General features: G+C 66.6%; 14 protein-coding genes. 6 read left to right on the top strand and 8 right to left on the bottom strand.

Features of this window, described 5'->3' with window-relative positions; translation table 11 throughout:
* Nucleotides 1–565: 565 nt before the first annotated feature.
* The 7 genes from ACY65G_RS20525 to ACY65G_RS20495 all read right to left on the bottom strand — a co-directional run bounded on the left by ACY65G_RS20525 (nt 566) and on the right by ACY65G_RS20495 (nt 8,243).
* Nucleotides 566–1,597 carry a 2,3-butanediol dehydrogenase gene (locus tag ACY65G_RS20525; protein ID WP_464999265.1) on the bottom strand — a complete coding sequence of 344 codons (1,032 nt, stop codon included), beginning with the start codon at nt 1,595–1,597 and terminating at the stop codon, nt 566–568.
* Between the two features lie 352 nt (nt 1,598–1,949).
* Nucleotides 1,950–3,536, bottom strand: coding sequence for a carboxylesterase/lipase family protein (locus ACY65G_RS20520; RefSeq protein WP_464999148.1), 1,587 nt, complete (start codon nt 3,534–3,536; stop codon nt 1,950–1,952).
* 192 nt (nt 3,537–3,728) lie between these two features.
* Complete coding sequence (locus tag ACY65G_RS20515) at nt 3,729–4,223, bottom strand: aromatic-ring-hydroxylating dioxygenase subunit beta (RefSeq protein ID WP_464999264.1); 495 nt, start codon at nt 4,221–4,223, stop codon at nt 3,729–3,731.
* Nucleotide 4,224: 1 nt separating this feature from the next.
* Nucleotides 4,225–5,514, bottom strand: coding sequence for an aromatic ring-hydroxylating oxygenase subunit alpha (locus ACY65G_RS20510; protein ID WP_464999147.1), 1,290 nt, complete (start codon nt 5,512–5,514; stop codon nt 4,225–4,227).
* Nucleotides 5,515–5,538: 24 nt separating this feature from the next.
* Nucleotides 5,539–6,690, bottom strand: coding sequence for an amidase (locus tag ACY65G_RS20505; protein ID WP_464999146.1), 1,152 nt, complete (start codon nt 6,688–6,690; stop codon nt 5,539–5,541).
* Entirely contained in the window at nt 6,687–7,211 is a 525-nt protein-coding gene (locus ACY65G_RS20500) for a nuclear transport factor 2 family protein (RefSeq protein WP_464999145.1), read from the bottom strand. Before ACY65G_RS20500 ends, ACY65G_RS20505 begins: the two co-directional genes overlap by 4 nt.
* A gap of 78 nt (nt 7,212–7,289) precedes the next feature.
* Nucleotides 7,290–8,243, bottom strand: coding sequence for a PDR/VanB family oxidoreductase (locus ACY65G_RS20495; RefSeq protein ID WP_464999144.1), 954 nt, complete (start codon nt 8,241–8,243; stop codon nt 7,290–7,292).
* Nucleotides 8,244–8,433: 190 nt separating this feature from the next.
* Here ACY65G_RS20495 and ACY65G_RS20490 point away from each other — a divergent pair, with 190 nt between their 5' ends.
* Complete coding sequence (locus ACY65G_RS20490; protein WP_464999143.1) at nt 8,434–9,357, top strand: LysR family transcriptional regulator; 924 nt, start codon at nt 8,434–8,436, stop codon at nt 9,355–9,357.
* Nucleotides 9,358–9,393: 36 nt separating this feature from the next.
* On the opposite strand, the gene ACY65G_RS20485 is transcribed toward ACY65G_RS20490, so the two are convergent.
* Nucleotides 9,394–10,446 carry a porin gene (locus tag ACY65G_RS20485; RefSeq protein WP_464999142.1) on the bottom strand — a complete coding sequence of 351 codons (1,053 nt, stop codon included), beginning with the start codon at nt 10,444–10,446 and terminating at the stop codon, nt 9,394–9,396.
* A gap of 432 nt (nt 10,447–10,878) precedes the next feature.
* Here ACY65G_RS20485 and ACY65G_RS20480 point away from each other — a divergent pair, with 432 nt between their 5' ends.
* From ACY65G_RS20480 to ACY65G_RS20460, 5 genes are all read left to right on the top strand, one after another.
* Nucleotides 10,879–11,325 (top strand): tautomerase family protein, encoded by a 447-nt coding sequence (locus tag ACY65G_RS20480; RefSeq protein ID WP_464999141.1) that lies wholly within the window; start codon nt 10,879–10,881, stop codon nt 11,323–11,325.
* A 94-nt stretch (nt 11,326–11,419) separates the two neighbouring features.
* Entirely contained in the window at nt 11,420–12,478 is a 1,059-nt protein-coding gene (locus ACY65G_RS20475; RefSeq protein WP_464999140.1) for a branched-chain amino acid ABC transporter permease, read from the top strand.
* On the top strand, nt 12,475–14,319 hold the full coding sequence (locus ACY65G_RS20470; protein WP_464999139.1) for a branched-chain amino acid ABC transporter ATP-binding protein/permease: 1,845 nt from the start codon (nt 12,475–12,477) through the stop codon (nt 14,317–14,319). Before ACY65G_RS20475 ends, ACY65G_RS20470 begins: the two co-directional genes overlap by 4 nt.
* Nucleotides 14,316–15,038 carry an ABC transporter ATP-binding protein gene (locus ACY65G_RS20465; RefSeq protein ID WP_464999138.1) on the top strand — a complete coding sequence of 241 codons (723 nt, stop codon included), beginning with the start codon at nt 14,316–14,318 and terminating at the stop codon, nt 15,036–15,038. The genes ACY65G_RS20470 and ACY65G_RS20465 overlap by 4 nt, the downstream gene beginning before the upstream one ends.
* Before the next feature lie 57 nt (nt 15,039–15,095).
* Complete coding sequence (locus ACY65G_RS20460) at nt 15,096–15,296, top strand: hypothetical protein (RefSeq protein WP_464999137.1); 201 nt, start codon at nt 15,096–15,098, stop codon at nt 15,294–15,296.
* Nucleotides 15,297–15,316: the final 20 nt, after the last annotated feature.

The raw sequence follows: 15,316 nt of genomic DNA, 5'->3' as shown, positions 1-15,316 counted from the left end.
CGAAACATGGCGACCTCCCGTTTTATCTCTTTAAGCGTATTCCTAAGTGGGAGTTCTTTCAAACGTCAAATTGGTGCAAGAGGCGCATACGGGTTCATTGTGGCAAGTTAGCAACTCATAGGCGTCCCTCTACCTGGAGGTATTTTGCCTAGTGCTGTGGTACGTGGCATCCGCCCACGCAACCTTGAAGGACGCCGAGTGGCAGCTCGGCTGAAACGGGCTCTGTAAGGAGCATATGCGCGCGGCGGACAACCGTTGCGCTTCAGTGCATTTGTGCCCGTACAAAAAAACATTCAGCAAAATAGACGCCGGCGATGCTCAGCGAATCACACTGCCTTTTCGGTCGCACCAGCCCATGTGTCACGGCATTGCATGCAATACTTGGCTATGCCGAGCAAGCGGACTCAATCGTACTGTGCGGTGGTCGCGGCCGCCCTTCGCAATCTTAGGCGAGCGGACTACTCGGCACCGCCGAGACTGAATTTGATTTCGGAGAGAGTCCATGCCAGTTCCGCTAGTTGGAGATGTGTCTCCCATTTTTCCGGTCGCGGCCATGCCCGCATGTCTACGAACAGCCTAAATCACTCGGTGCAGCATCAACTCGACAGCATCGACACCTATGCGCGGGAACAAGCCATGTGATCTTGCCCCGTATTACCGGACACAGACTATCGCTAAAATCCCAGCGATCTGAGCCCGGCGCGTTAGCTCTTTTCTGTACATGCGTGGCTTCAGTGGCCACCAGTTCGAAGAAATTGAAGCTGCTCGGCTCCTCGAAGACGCCGACCAGCACGGCGGTGCCGGCCTTGCGGATCGCGTCGATCGCCAGCTTTGCCGTGTCCCGGTGGCCGATGCACTCGAAGCCGACGTCCGCGCCCAGGCCGCCGGTGACGCGGCGCACCTCGGCCAGCGCGTCGCAGGAAGACGGGTCGAACACATGGCTGGCGCCGACCGCCGTGGCGCGCGCCTTGCGCGCCGCCGACATCTCCAGCGCGATCACCTGCGTGGCCCCGGCGGCACGCGCGCACGCGATCGTGCAAAGGCCGATGGTTCCCGCGCCGACCACGACGACGCTGCGCCCGAGCAGGCTGCCGGCCTTCTTCACCGCGTGCATGCCGACGGCGAGGGGTTCGATCAGGGCGCCGGCTTCGGCGGGAAAGCCGGCCGGCAGCTTGTAGAGCAGCTCGGCCGGAACGTTGACCAGTTCGGCGAAGGCGCCGTTGTTCATCAGTCCCGTGAAGGCGAGTTGCTCGCAGATGTTGTACATGCCATGCGTGCAGTAGTAGCAATGCCCGCAATGCTGGCACGCGTCGGCGGCCACGCGTTCGCCGACGGCGAACCCGTGCACACCGGGGCCGACCGCGGCGATCTCGCCGCAGAACTCGTGCCCCAGGATGCACTGCCCCTGGACACCCGTCAGCGGGTGGGGCGCAGCGACGGGAATGAACACGGGGCCGGCCAGGTATTCGTGGAGATCGGATCCGCAGATGCCGCACCAGTGGACGTGGATCTGCACCCATCCTTCGGGAGGTGGCGGCGGCAGCGGGACGGTTTCGACGCGGATATCGTGGCGGCCATGCCAGACGGCCGCGCGCATCGTGCGCGAAGTATCGGTTTGCGGATCGGTCATGTTCTGTCTCCTTTGTTGTGGAGACAGGAACACAGCAACACGCGTGCCAGCGCGATCCAGTCGGGGTGGGATAGAAAATTGGCCGCCTGCCCGGGCAAGGGCGCGGCCCGGGTGGCACCGTCATCGCCCGGCTGCGACAACTGTGCCTGCGCCGGGTGTCGCAGTGCGACAGTATCCGGGGCGCCACTGTGCGGTACTATCGCATCGAACCGGAACGCAGCAACTCGCATGCGGCCTGGAAGCGCATGCGATCGTGCTGTCCTATCGAGCGCAGTGGCCCGCGCCGGCATGACGCGGGTCCGCTGCACCGACAGCGCCCTTACTGCGCCGCTTTCCGATCACTGACCGCCTGCACCAGGTCGATCTGGGCTTTCAACGGATCGGCCTCGAACGCGGCAGCCGTGCCAGCGGCAGTGAACTCGAGCATGCCATTCTTCTCCCCGGCATACGCAGGCCAGGCAGTGCGTCCACCCCCATTCGGATTGCCCGACTTGGCGAACTGCGCCCAATAGCCCGTGGTCAGCCGCGACACCGCGGTGTCCTGGGGCGTCACGGCGCTGCCATACGTGTCCGCCAGGGTGCCAAACACGTAGGGCATCTCGGCGGCATGCACGGCGCCAGGCACCTTGTCGCGGACCGACTCGGCAACGTACGAGAAGCGGTACACGTAGGCGGGCTGTCCGTGTGCGGCGAAGATCCGCGCCGCGAACCGCGCCGGCTCGTCCATCAACTGCACGCGGGCGATCTGGTTGCGCACGTCGTCGACGGTGGCGGTGCCCTTGGGATCGAAGGCGGCGCGCGCCGCCGGCAGGTTGGGCGCGCCGAAGATGGCGAAGGCTTCATCCTTGGTCTGCGCAGGCGCGGCGAAGCCGAGATCGAGATCGGTACTGCCGATCAGGAGCGGGACGGGGGTGAACTGGCCGCTGACATACTGCGCGCCCGGTTCATCCACCACCATCTTCCCTTCGATCATCGGGCCGCCCGCATAGTTGTAGCCCAGGTAGAGGTTGGCCTGCACCTGGTCGGCGGACAGCGCGCGCAACGCGGCCAGGCCGCCGGCGCCGGTATCGTCGATTCCCACGCTCTTGGCGAATGTCACGCCGATTTCCTCGCCGGAGGCGCCGATGCCCTTGGCATTGCGGCGCAGGTATAGCCGGTACACCTGATTTTCGCGGCCGTTCCCGGATTGCACTATCGCTTTCTGGAACAGCCCCTTGGCCAGCGGTGTCGTCAGCAGCGAGTGCACCGACTCGCCGCCGGCCGACTCGCCGGAGACGGTCACGTTGTCGGGATCGCCGCCAAAGGCGGCGATATTGCGCTGTATCCATTTCAATGCCGCGACCTGGTCCATATACGCGTAATTGCCCTGCAACTCGTTCGGCTGCTCGGCGCTCAGCGCGGGATGGGCGAAGAAGCCGAAGCGCCCCAAGCGGTAGTTGAACGTGACCAGCATCACGCCTTCCCTGGCGAACGCCTTGCCGTCCGACGCGCCGCTGCCATAGGTATAGGCGCCGCCGTGGATATACACCAGCACGGGCAATTTGTCGCGGGCCGGCACCTCGCTGACCGGCCGCCAGACATTGAGGAACAGGCAATCCTCGGAGGGCGCCGCAGCGGTCGTCGGCGCAGCGTTCGGGAAGACCTGCTGCATGCAGTCGTGGCCGAACGCGGTGGCCGGGCGCGTTCCGCTCCACGGCGCGGCCGGCTGCGTGGGGCGCCAGCGCAGGTTGCCGACCGGTGGCGCCGCATAAGGGATGCCCTTGAACGACAGCACGCCATCGGCTTCCGCCCCCTGGAGGATGCCGCTTTCCACGGTGACCACGGTCCGGTCGCCGGACAGGCCGCCACAGCCGGCCAGCAGGGCGATCGACCCGGCCAGCCCCAGCGACAGGGGCAGGCGTTTCAAGGCAACTCGGATACCAGTGCAGTGCGAGGCGATGCTCATGCTCATTTCTAACCTTTCGATTGTTTTGGTTGTGGGAGGTTCAGGTTGAAACCAGTGCGGAAAGCCGATACGACGGGACAGCGATCGTGGCGCGTGCAGTCGTTGCACGCGCCACCCATACGGGAGTACAGCGAGTGGGTACAGCAGTGGGGCCTACAGCAGGAAGCCCAGCGCGTTCAGCGCCTCCTGCGAATTGATCAGCCGGACCACCTTGCGCTCCAGCAGTGCGCCGGCAGGCAGCAGGCGCACCCGGTGCGTCAGGTTGGCGGCGAACAGCGTGGTCGCGCCGCGCTTGTGCGCCGCCAGCAGCTGGGCCGAGCGCACTTCGACGATGTCGCCATCGATGCCCACCAGGGAAAAGCGCGACACCGTCCGGATCGTCCGCGCCGAATCCGCGGCGGACATCGAATAGCCGGACGTGAAGCGTTCGATGCGCAGCTTGCGCATGCGGGCATCGTCGTAGGCGTAGTTCAGCTGGCTCTCGAAATCGTCCGTGTCCGGGTCGATCGGCACCACGTAATGGCCGTCCTCGGCCCACAGGGCGCCCCAGGCATCGTAGTCCTTGTTGTCCAGCAGTTCGGCCTCGCGCCAGATGAACGCGATGGCGCGGCCCAGCGGGGTCGTCAGGTCGGCGACGGGGATATCCATATCAGTCATTGCTCATCATCCTCTTCCACATGGCATAGGCTTCGCGCATGCCGGTTTCATCTGTCGAATGCGACACCTTGTCGCCGTTGCTGTCCACCCATTCGCGGTTCAGGCCGCGATTGACGAGGATCGGCACGTCTTTCCCGGCCCGCGCGCCGCTCTGCACGCGCTCCCACGCTTCCGCATCGTCCGGGCTGCCGAAGCCGAACGGGCCCTGGAAGTGTTCATGGATGCGCAGGCGCTCGCGGTTGGCGATTTCCGGGCCGCCATCCATGCCCAGCGCGATGTGGCGGATCTCGGTCTCGTCCACCGCCACGGGGCGCAGCACGCGGAAGAACGACATCGACATGGCCACGTTCGGGAACAGGTTCAGGTTGAAGCCGGCGCCGTGCAGCGAACGGACGATGCGGCGTACCTGCTCGGCCGGATAGTCCTTCGACAGCGCATCGATCACGTGCTGGAAGCGCTCCTGCAGCTGCTCGGTACCGTCGTCGACATCGAGGTCCACGTGTTCCGGCACCATCACCATCACGCTGTGGCCATTGCCCAGCGAGCGGGTGATGGCTTCATCGTCCGTCATGAACGACAGCATCTCCGACGTCTCGGCATCGACCGATTGCAGGAAGGTCTTGTGCACCACCGGGAAGTGGTAGCCGTCGGTGGTGTTCTCCAACTGGATCTTCCAATTGCCCTTGAAGGTGAACTTGTGTTCGCCCTGTGTCTTGACCGGGAAGCCGGCGCCCTGTTTCATGAACAGGTCGATCCAGTGGCGCGCATTGCCGAGGAAGTCCTCGAGCGGCTCGATATCCTGGTTGTAGCTGGCGAAGACCATGCCGGCATACACGCCCACGCGAAGGCTCTTCAGCGGCAGGTCGGCCTTCTCGACCACATCCTCGTAGCCGTCGGCATAGGGCAGGCCGCGCAGCTTGCCGTCCAGCCCATACGACCAGCTGTGGTAGGGGCAGGTGAAACCGGTCGCATTGCCCTTGGTCTTTTCGCAGACCGTGGCGCCGCGGTGGCGGCAGCGGTTTTCCAGCACGTGGATGTTGTCCTGGCGGTCGCGCACGACGATCACCGGATTGCGGCCCACGAACGTGGAACGGAAGTCGCCCGGTTTCGGCAGTTCGCTGACGTGCGCGACCCATACCCAGGTGCGGGCGAAGATGCGGTCCATCTCGGCATCGAAGATCTTCGGGTCCGTGTAGAGGGCGGGGTCGACGGCGCCATCCTGCACCAGGCTGCCGTAAGTGGAATCCGCCGTGCGCGGATGGAAGCGTAAAGGGGCGTTCATGTGATGCTCCAGTAAAGGGAGAAGTTATTGGTCCGGGCCGCGCAGCGCCTGTTCCAGGTGCAGCGCCAGTGCGCAGAGGCGCTCGTCGTCGCCGCGGCGGCCGACCAGCTGCAGTCCCGCCTTGACGCGGCTGCCGGCAAGGCCGGCCGCGGCGGGAACGGGAACCGGGTAGCTCAGCGCCGGATGGCCGCTGAGGTTGAAAGGGCGGACCAGCGCGCTCAGGGCAACCACCGGGCGGCCCGCCGCCACGTCGGCCAGCGTGGGCGGCAGAGACGGCAACGTGGGCAGCAACAGCGCATCGACACCGTCCAGCGCCTGGTCGACTTCGGCGATGAAGCGCGCGCGTACCGCCTCCGCATGCGCCAGGGCGCCATGCGTCGTCGCACTGGCCGCGACCAGGCGCTGTGCGACGTCCTGCCCGAGCCGGCTGTCGCTGGCCAGGTCGCCGAAAGCGTTCCAGGTTTCCTTGTTGATCACCGCGATCGCGGCGTCGAAGGCTGCCTGCATGCCTGGCAGCTCGCGTGGCTGGACGGACCAGCCGCTGGCCTGCAGCGCCGCCGCCAGCGCGGCCTGCACGGCATCGTCGCTCGCGGTGGCGACAAGGCCGATCCGGGCGCCATGCATCGGTGCCACCGCGGCGGCGCCATCGAAATCGCGTGCGATCGCGGCTATGACGTGAACGAGGACAGGCATCGTGCGGGCAAACGGGCCCACGCAATCGAGGCTGCTCTCGCGCGGCCAGGCGCCGCGCCGGCTGACCCGGCCGAACGTGGGCTTCAGGCCGATCACGCCGCAGCAGGCGGCCGGCAGCCGGATCGAGCCGCCGGTATCGCTGCCCAGCGCGGCATCGACCTCGCCGCTGCCGACGGCGGCGGCCGACCCGCTCGACGAGCCGCCCGGGATCAGCAGCGGATCCTGCGGATTGAGGGGCGTGCCGGCCCACGCGTTCACGCCGCTCATGCCGTACGCCAGTTCATGCATCGTGGTCTTGCCGGCGATGTGCCAGCCGGCATGGCGCAGCGCCGCGACCGTGTCGGCGTCGCGTTCGGCCGGCGGCGCGTCGGCCAGCGCGCCGCAGCCGGCGCAGGTGGGCAGGCCGGCGATGTCGATGCAATCCTTGACGGCGATCGACGGACCATCGGTGTCGCGGTCGAACCGTTGGACCCAGGCGCTCATGCCGCGGCCTCCGTGCGCACGCCCCATGGCATGCATTCCAGCCGTTCGGTGCGGAAGTGGGCGATGCGCCAGCAGCCGTCGGCGCCGCGGGCGAAGTCCACGTCGAGGCGCGCGGTGATCGCTTCCGATCCACCGCTGCCGTAGGTGGACAGTTGCAGCATCAGCCATTGACCGCGCGCGGTGGCGCCGTCGTCCGCCACGCGCACCTGGTCGGACGTCAGGAAATGCAGGTTGCGTTCGAAGTGCGGCGAAGGCGACAGGTAGCTGCCGACGAAAGCCACGATGGCCTCCCGGCCCTGGTGGCGGCCGAAGGTGCCGGTGTATTCCCGGCCGATGCCTTCCCACACGGCGTCGGCCGTGAACAGGTCCGGCAGTTGCGGAAAGGCGCGGTCGTCGCAGGGCTGGTCGCACAGCAGCATGTAGCGGGCGAGGGTGGCGCGGATGGCCTGGGCGCTTTCCAGCCGGTCGAGGCGGCTGGCCAGGTCCCGGAACGCGCCGGTGGTGGTGTCAGCGGAAGTCATGCGGTTCTTTCAATGATTGCAGGGTGAGATGATCGACATGCGTGGCTTGCATTCATCTGATTGATGATTGCCGCTTGCCTAGAGGTCGAGTACCAGCCGTGCCGAGCACGCGCGCGACACGCACAGGCAGATCTGGTCGTTGGCGGCCTTCTCCTTCTTCGACAGGCAGTTGTCGCGGTGGTCCGGCATGCCGTCCAGCAGCGGCACCACGCACGTGCCGCAGATGCCTTCGCGGCAGGAGGTGTCGATGACGATGCCTGCGTTGGCCAGCACATCGACGATCGTGCTGCCGGCGGGTACCGGCAATACCTGGCCGGAACTGGCGATCGCCACTTCGAAGGCGCCGTCGCCCGCTTCGCTGGCGGCCGGCGCGGCGGCCTGGAAGTGTTCGAGGTGGATCGCTTCGTCGCCGCGCGACTTGCTCGCGCAGGCCACCACCGCGTCCATGAACGGCGCCGGGCCGCAGGTGTAGACGTGGGCGTGCGGGCTTGCCGCGTTCATGCACGCCTCGAGGTAGCGCGGCATGCGGTCGCGGTCGACGCCATAGTGGAACCGCACATGGTGGGCAAACGGTGGCGCGGCCAGCAGGTCGGCGAACGCGGCGTGTTCCGGACCGCGCACGAAGTAGTGCAGCGTAAACGTGTGGCCGCGTTCGACCAGGCGATATGCCATCGCCAGCAGCGGCGTGATGCCGATGCCCGCCGCGAACAGCACGTGTTCGGTGGCGCCGGCATCGAGCGCGAACAGGTTGCGGGGTTCGCCCACGTCCAGTTCGCTGCCGACCGTGACCGCCTCGTGCAGGGCACGCGAGCCACCGCGCGACAGCGGTTCCTTCTTGACGGCGATGGTGTAGGCGCGGTCATCGTCGGGCGCGCCGCACAGCGAGTACTGCCGCGTGATGCCGCCCGGCACCGTCACGTCGACGTGCGCCCCCGGTTCATACGCTGCGAGCGGCGCACCATCGGCCCGCACCAGGCGGAACGAGCGTACATCCGCCGTTTCGTCCGCGATTTTTTCGACAATCATCTTCATGCCATCACCCACGATAAGGAACCGGTGTCGCCGGCCACCATGCCGGCTGTGCATCCGGCGGGTGGCTGGCACTACGCTGCTGCGGACAGGATTCAAACCCTGTTGCAGCGACGAATTCATTCTATTGGCAGGCCTTTGATTTATCAAATTGATGTAATATATAAATCGCATAAACAGCATGGATTTTGGTATGACGACCCTCAACAACATGGACCTGAACCTGCTCCGCGTCTTCCAGGCGATCTCGGACGAACGGAGCCTGACCCTGGCGGGCGACCGCTTGCACCTGTCGCAGCCGGCGGTCAGCTATGCGCTGCGGCGCTTGCGCACCATCTTCAACGACCCGCTGTTCATCCGTACCAAGACCGGCATGCAGCCCACGCCCGCGGCGCAGGAGCTGGCCAAGCCGATCACGCGCGCCTTGCAGGCGGTGCAGGATGCGCTCAGCTATGCCGAGCAGTTCGTGCCCGCGCTGAGCACGCGCACCTTCACGCTGTCGATGACGGATGCCGCCGAGATGTTCTTCCTGCCGCCGCTGTGCGAATACATGCGGGCGCATGCGCCGCTGGCGCGCATCCACGTCGAGCAGGTGCCGAAGAGCGCCATCGAGGAATCGCTGCGCACGGGCCAGCTCGACTTCGCCATCGGCAACCTGCCGCTGCTGAAATCCATGACGCGCCATACGCTGCTGTTCAGGGAAAGCTACGTGTGCCTCACACGCCGGCGCGACGGCCTGCCGCCGGGGCGCTCGCTGGGCGTCGAGCAGTTCCTCGGCCTGTCCCACGTGCAGGTGCAGTCCGCCGAGAGCAGCCACCACCAGCTGGAGGATGTTTTCCGTGCCCACGGCATCGACCGCCCGATCGCGCTCGACATCCCCCATTTCTCGGTCCTGCCCAGCATCCTGGCCCGCTCGGACCTGGCGGTGACCTTGCCTTACCGGATCGCCCGCCTGTTCAATGCGCAGGAACAGTTCTCGCTGTACGAACTGCCGGTGACGATCCCTGAAGTCGAGGTGACGCTGCACTGGCACCAGGACTTCGAGGGCGACGCCGGCAACCGCTGGATGCGGCAGGCCATCGTCGACCTGCTGCAGGAATATGGCCGGCAGGGTTGAGCGGCCGGCAGGCGTGACCGGCGCCGGGCCGCGGGGTCAGAACAGGTGGCGGATGCCGATGCGCAGCGCGTTCTGCGTGCCGTCGGCGTCCGGTACCCCGACCGCTGCGGTGGTCTGGGCGGGGAAGCCGCGGTCGCGCAGGAACGCGCCCACCGCGTAGACATTGGTGCGCGTGGAGAACTTGTAGTTGGCCACGAGCGTCAGCTGGTGCGCGCTGCCGATGGCGTTGTTGCGCGATTGCCGCTGCACCCCGGCCGACAGGTCGACCAGCGGCGCGGCGGCCCACGTGGCGCCGATTTCCGCATTGGTGGCTTCCAGCTGCCGGCCGCTGTTGTTGCGGACATGGGTCAGGAGACTGAACGCGCGAATGCTGCCCATCTGGTAGCTGCCACCCAGCCCGTAGATGCGGGTCGTGTACACGCCCGCCGCGTCGCGCAGGTCGGTCATGGCCAGTGCGGCGCTGGCGGGGCCGGCATCGTAGGCCACGCGCACGCTGTAGGTCCGTCCCGCCGCGCTGTTGCCCGCCACTTCGCCGATGCCATATAGCGCGCCGACACTCCACCCGCCGAAAGCGCGGCTCTGGAACTTGACGGAGTTGTTGACCCGGTCGCCCGCGTAGATGCGGTCGTTCAGCACGCCCGCCGTGCGCGGGCTGGCATGCAGGCCGAAGGCCAGCAGCCCGGCCACGGTGGCGGCCCCGGTCGAGTAGGCGTTCTGGTTGATCATGAAATCGTAGTGCCGGCCCACGCTGACGCTGCCGTACTGGTTGGCCAGGCCAACAAAGGCCTGGCGGCCGAAGATCAGCCCGCCCTGGCCCAGCGCGCCGTCGTCGAGCGTGTAGCCCGTTTCCAGCGTGAAGAAGGCGCTCAGGCCGTCGCCCAGCTGTTCCACGCCCTTGAAGCCGATGCGGTTCGCGTTGGCGACACCGGTGTCCATCTTGGTTAGCTGGCGCGGCCCGGTGGCGGTGGCGCTGTCCGAATAACGGGTCAGGCCGGCATCGATCAAGCCGTAGATCGTGACCGGGTCGGCGTGGGCCAGCGTGGTGGTGCAGAGCGAGGCGGCGCAGAGTGCGCGCAGGGTGCGTTTCATGTTCGGCTTCTCCTGATGCTACAAGCAGTGATGCCCGCGGCGGTGCGCGGGGCGAGGATTGGCAGGCGTGCGAAGGCCATCAACGGCCATCGCCGGCTGCATCGTGTGTTGAGGCAAGGGAATGGTAGAAGTGAAAAATGGATTAATCCAATCGATGGAAAAGATGATTCCCATCCATGGCATTTATCCAATTATTCTGCACCGCCGCAGTGCGCAAGCGGTGTTTTCGCCCGGTTTCGATGGGCGGCGCGGTGCATGGCGCTAGCATTCTGCACCAATCAGGCGAATAAGCTTAATTCATCAATATCATCAATAGTATAAATTTGATTTATTCGATATCGCCGCATAGTATCCCTGACAATGCCGCGGGATTCACGGTCCGTTCATCCCGGCGGGCATGTCTTATCCGCTGTTTTTTAACTCCAGGAATACATGATGCCGACCATAGAAGCATTCATCGCCGAGGGATACAGCCACCGGCAAAAACACGAGCTCATCGAGGCCATGACGCACGCCGTCGTGGCATCGATCGACGCGCCCATCGATTCCGTCCGGGTGATCCTGAACGAAGTGGGGGTCCACGATATCGGCATCGGCGGCAGGCCCGCCGTGGCCCTGACGTCGCCGGAAACAGGGCAGGGAGCGGCTCTCGGCATCGCGCAGGCATTCCTGATCGCGGGCCGCAGCTACGAGCAGAAGCGCCGCCTGATCGCGGCACTGACCGACGTGCTGGCGGACCTCCCCGGCGCCGCCCGCAGCGGCGTCAGGATCATCATCAAGGACATCCCCAACACCGACTTCGGCCTCGCCGGAAAGACCGCGCAGTCGCTCGGCAGGGGTGTCGACCGCAGCGCCATGGAGGCGGCGCGAATGCGATGAAAGGCGCGCCGGCCGCCATGTTGGCAGGAGCGCCGGGCGGGCAGCCCGGACCCCACCTTAACAAACAGAATTAGCAGCGAGCAGATGTGGAGACATGATGGATAGCGATGTGATATTGATACTTTTGACGGACGGGATCGCGAACGGCGCGATCTATCTGCTGGCCGGCATCGGCATGGTGCTGGTGTTTTCCGTCACCCGGGTGGTGTTCGTGCCGTTCGGCGACGTGGCGGTATTCGCCGCTTTGAGTCTGGCGGCATTCGAGGCCGGCCACCTGCCGCCGACGGTGTGGATGGTGTCGCTGCTGGCAGCGATCGCGGTGGGACTGGAAATCGTGCGGCTGGGGCGTGCCGGCGATTACCGGCGCATACCGGCCGCGGTGCTCGGCTGGGGCGTCCTGCCGGCCTTGCCCTGTATTGCCGCCTGGAGCCTGGCGGGATCGCAGGCGCCCGCGCTGCTGAAGGTGCTGTGCGCCATCCTGCTGGTGGTGCCGGTGGCACCGCTGGCGGCGCGCATCCTGCTGCAGCCGATCGCCGATGCCTCGTCGCTGGTGCTGCTGATGGCGGCGCTGGTGATGCACTTCCTGTTCGCCGGCCTGGGCCTGATGTTCTTCGGTCCCGAAGGCCACCGCACGCAGGCGCTGCTGGACGGCACCTGGGACCTCGGGGCCACCTTCGCCGTCTCGATGCAGACGATCCTGATGGTCGGCGCGGCGGCCGTGCTGGGACTGATGTTCTTCCTGTTCTTCGAATACACGCTGCTCGGCAAGGCGCTGCGCGCCACCGCCGTCAACCGCGTCGGCGCCCGGCTGGTCGGCGTGCGCCCGGCGCGCACCGCGCTGATGGCCTACCTGTGCGCTTCGCTCCTGGCGGGTTTGATCGGCGTGCTGATCGCGCCCATCACCACGCTGTATTACGACTCCGGCTTCACCATCGGCCTGAAAGCCTTCGTGGCAGCCATCATCGGCGGCCTGACGAGTTATCCGATGACCGCGCTGGGCGCGGTCGCCGTCGGCATCCTGGAAAGCTTCGGGGCATTCTGGAGCGGCGCCCTGAAGGACGTGATCGTGTTCAGCGTGCTGATTCCCGTGCTGCTGGTGCGTTCGTACTATGCCGTCCATTCCGAAGATGAAGTCGAGGAGATCAACCAATGAGCCGCATCCTCTTTCACCGCCACGCGCCGCTGGCGGTCGTGGCCGCGCTGTTCCTGCTGCCGCTGGCGCTCGGCAATTTCGGTATCGGCCTGATGAACGACATCGGCATCGGCGCCATGGTCGCCCTCGGCCTGGTGATGCTCACGGGTGTCGGCGGCGTGACGTCGTTCGGGCAGGCCGCCTTCGTGGGCATCGCCGCCTACTCGACCGCGTGGTTGACCGCCGCGCAGGGCCTGTCGCCCTGGCTGGGCCTGCTGTTCGCGCTGGCGACGACCGGCCTTGCCGCGCTCGTGATCGGCATGCTGACTTTGCGCCTGGGCAGCCATTACCTGCCGATCAGCACGATTGCGTGGGGCCTGTCGGTGCCGCTGGTGCTGAGCAATATCGAAGCGCTGGGCAGCCACACGGGCATGAGCAATATCGTGCCGATCCATGTCGGCGGCTATTCGCTGGCGTCGTCGGGCGCGATGTACTACCTGATCTGGGGCATGCTGGGCCTGGTGTACCTGTTCAGCAGCAACCTGCTGCGCTCGCGCCAGGGCCGCGCCATGCGCAGCCTGCGCGGCGGCAACAGCCTGCTGGCCAGCGTGGGGGCCGACGGCTACCACCTGCGCCTGAAACTGTTCGTGTACTCGGCCCTGGTGGCCGGCCTGGCGGGCTGGCTGTACGCGCACAACAGCCGCTATGTCAGCCCGTCGACGTTCGATGTCCACGGCAGCATCAACTACCTGCTGATGGCCGTGGTCGGCGGCCTGCTGCAGCTGCCGGGCGCACTGATCGGCTCGGCCATCGTGATCCTACTGCGCAATACGCTGCAGGATGTGCTGCCGCTGCTGTCGAGCCGCGGCACGCAGCTCGAGGTGATCGTGTTCAGCCTGCTCTTCCTGCTGCTGCTGCACCGTGCACGGGCCGGCGTCTGCGGTTTTGCGGTGAAGCTGGCGGCGAAGTACCGCCGTGCCCCGGCGGCGGTGGTCCCGCCGCCGCGCGGCGACACGCAGCCGCTGGCGCGGCGCAGCCAGCCAACAGCCGGCAAGACCATCCTGAGTGCCCGGAACGTGACGCGGCGCTTTGGGGGCCTGGTGGCCGTCAATGAGGTCAGTTTCGACATCGCCGCCGGCGAGATCGTCGGCCTGATCGGGCCGAACGGCGCGGGCAAGTCGACCATGTTCAACCTGCTCACCGGCGCCATCGGGCTCAGTTCGGGCACGGTGTCGTTCATGGACCGCGACGTGACGAAGCTGTCCCAGCGCGATATCGCCCAGCTCGGCATGGCGCGCACCTTCCAGCACGTCAAGCTGCGGCCCCAGATGAGCCTGCTCGACAACGTGGCGCTGGGTGCCCATGGGCGCACCCGCAGCGGCCTGCTGGCCGCCGGCCTGGGCCTGGACAAGCACGAGGAGCGGCAGATCTTCCTGGAGGCCCGCACGCAGCTGGCGCGCATCGGCCTGGCCGGCCGCGAGCATGAGCTGGCGGGCGCGCTGCCACTGGGCACCCAGCGCCTGCTGGAGATCGCCCGCGCGCTGATGGGCGACCCGGTGATGCTGGTGCTGGACGAGCCGGCGGCCGGCCTGCGCCATGGCGAGAAACAGGAACTGGCCGAGCTGCTGAAGCAGCTGCGCCGCGACGGCGTGACCATCATGATCGTCGAACACGACATGGACTTCGTCATGAAGCTCGTCGACCGCCTCGTCGTGATGAACTTCGGCAGCAAGCTGATGGAAGGCGATCCCGCCGCGGTACGGCGCGATGCCGGCGTGCAGGCCGCCTACCTGGGCGGCGACCTCGCCGAAGAGCAATCCAACAACACGAAACAGGCAATCTGCCTGGGAGATGCGGCATGAGTCCTATCCTGGAAATCGACAACCTGCAGGTCAACTACGGCCAGGTCGAGGCGGTGCGCGGCATCTCGCTGAAACTGATGCCGAAGGAAATCGTCTCCGTCATCGGGCCGAATGGCGCCGGCAAGACCTCGCTGCTGGCGGCCGCCGTGGGTCTGCTGCCGGCGCGCGGCGCGGTACGGATGGACGGCGAGTCGCTGGACGGCATCGACGTCGAGGAACGCGTCCGGCGCGGCCTGTGCCTGGTGCCGGAACAGCGCGAGCTGTTCGGCGACATGTCGGTGCTGGACAACCTGCTGCTGGGCAGTTACAGCAAGCGCGATTCGTCGGCGGCGCGCAAGCGCAAGCTCGACGGCGTCTACCACCGCTTCCCCCGGCTGGCCGAGCGGCGCACCCAGCGCTCCAACACGCTGTCCGGCGGCGAGCGCCAGATGCTGGCGCTGGGGCGCGCGCTGATGGCCGAGCCGCGCGTGCTGATGCTGGATGAACCGAGCCTGGGCCTGGCGCCGAAGATCGTCACGGAAATCCTCGCCATCGTGCGCGCGCTGCGCGACGACGGCATCTCGATCATCCTCGTCGAGCAGAACGCGCTGGCCGCGCTGCGCAGCTCCGACCGCGGCGTGGTGCTGGAACTGGGCCAGGTTTCGCTGGCCGGCGCCTCGGACGAGCTGGCCCGGGATGCGCGCGTGCACGCCACCTACCTCGGTGGCGGTACCGACTAGCTGAAGGGCGGGCCGGTTGCAACGGCCGGTCCGCCGCAATGAATACAGGAGTACCTCATGCTTGATCAATTTCGCCATGAACCGGCGGGCTGTCCCGCCGAACCGCTGGACGGGCTGCGGGCGCCTCCTGTTTCGGCAGCCAACCCCCATGCCACCGCCACCACCGCGCCTGCCGCGCCGCCGTCCGGCAAATCCTTGAAACGGGACTGGCTTGCCGAAGCGCTGTCTTGCGACCGCGAGCGCGACGACGGTCGTTGACCGGCCGCGCTCCGCTCGCC

This window comes from Pseudoduganella sp. jia 12, assembly GCF_055502675.1.
The sequence above is the reverse complement of the archived record's forward strand: the minus strand, read 5'-3'. Positions and strand labels throughout refer to the sequence as shown.

Coding starts and splice junctions, on each gene's coding strand:
- ACY65G_RS20500 (WP_464999145.1), bottom strand. CDS start 7,211: ATGACTTCCGCTGACACCACCACCGGCGCGTTCCGGGACCTGGCCAGC.
- ACY65G_RS20480 (WP_464999141.1), top strand. CDS start 10,879: ATGATGCCGACCATAGAAGCATTCATCGCCGAGGGATACAGCCACCGG.
- ACY65G_RS20475 (WP_464999140.1), top strand. CDS start 11,420: ATGATGGATAGCGATGTGATATTGATACTTTTGACGGACGGGATCGCG.
- ACY65G_RS20465 (WP_464999138.1), top strand. CDS start 14,316: ATGAGTCCTATCCTGGAAATCGACAACCTGCAGGTCAACTACGGCCAG.
- ACY65G_RS20505 (WP_464999146.1), bottom strand. CDS start 6,690: ATGAGCGCCTGGGTCCAACGGTTCGACCGCGACACCGATGGTCCGTCG.
- ACY65G_RS20490 (WP_464999143.1), top strand. CDS start 8,434: ATGACGACCCTCAACAACATGGACCTGAACCTGCTCCGCGTCTTCCAG.
- ACY65G_RS20460 (WP_464999137.1), top strand. CDS start 15,096: ATGCTTGATCAATTTCGCCATGAACCGGCGGGCTGTCCCGCCGAACCG.
- ACY65G_RS20495 (WP_464999144.1), bottom strand. CDS start 8,243: ATGAAGATGATTGTCGAAAAAATCGCGGACGAAACGGCGGATGTACGC.
- ACY65G_RS20510 (WP_464999147.1), bottom strand. CDS start 5,514: ATGAACGCCCCTTTACGCTTCCATCCGCGCACGGCGGATTCCACTTAC.
- ACY65G_RS20470 (WP_464999139.1), top strand. CDS start 12,475: ATGAGCCGCATCCTCTTTCACCGCCACGCGCCGCTGGCGGTCGTGGCC.
- ACY65G_RS20485 (WP_464999142.1), bottom strand. CDS start 10,446: ATGAAACGCACCCTGCGCGCACTCTGCGCCGCCTCGCTCTGCACCACC.
- ACY65G_RS20515 (WP_464999264.1), bottom strand. CDS start 4,223: ATGGATATCCCCGTCGCCGACCTGACGACCCCGCTGGGCCGCGCCATC.
- ACY65G_RS20525 (WP_464999265.1), bottom strand. CDS start 1,597: ATGCGCGCGGCCGTCTGGCATGGCCGCCACGATATCCGCGTCGAAACC.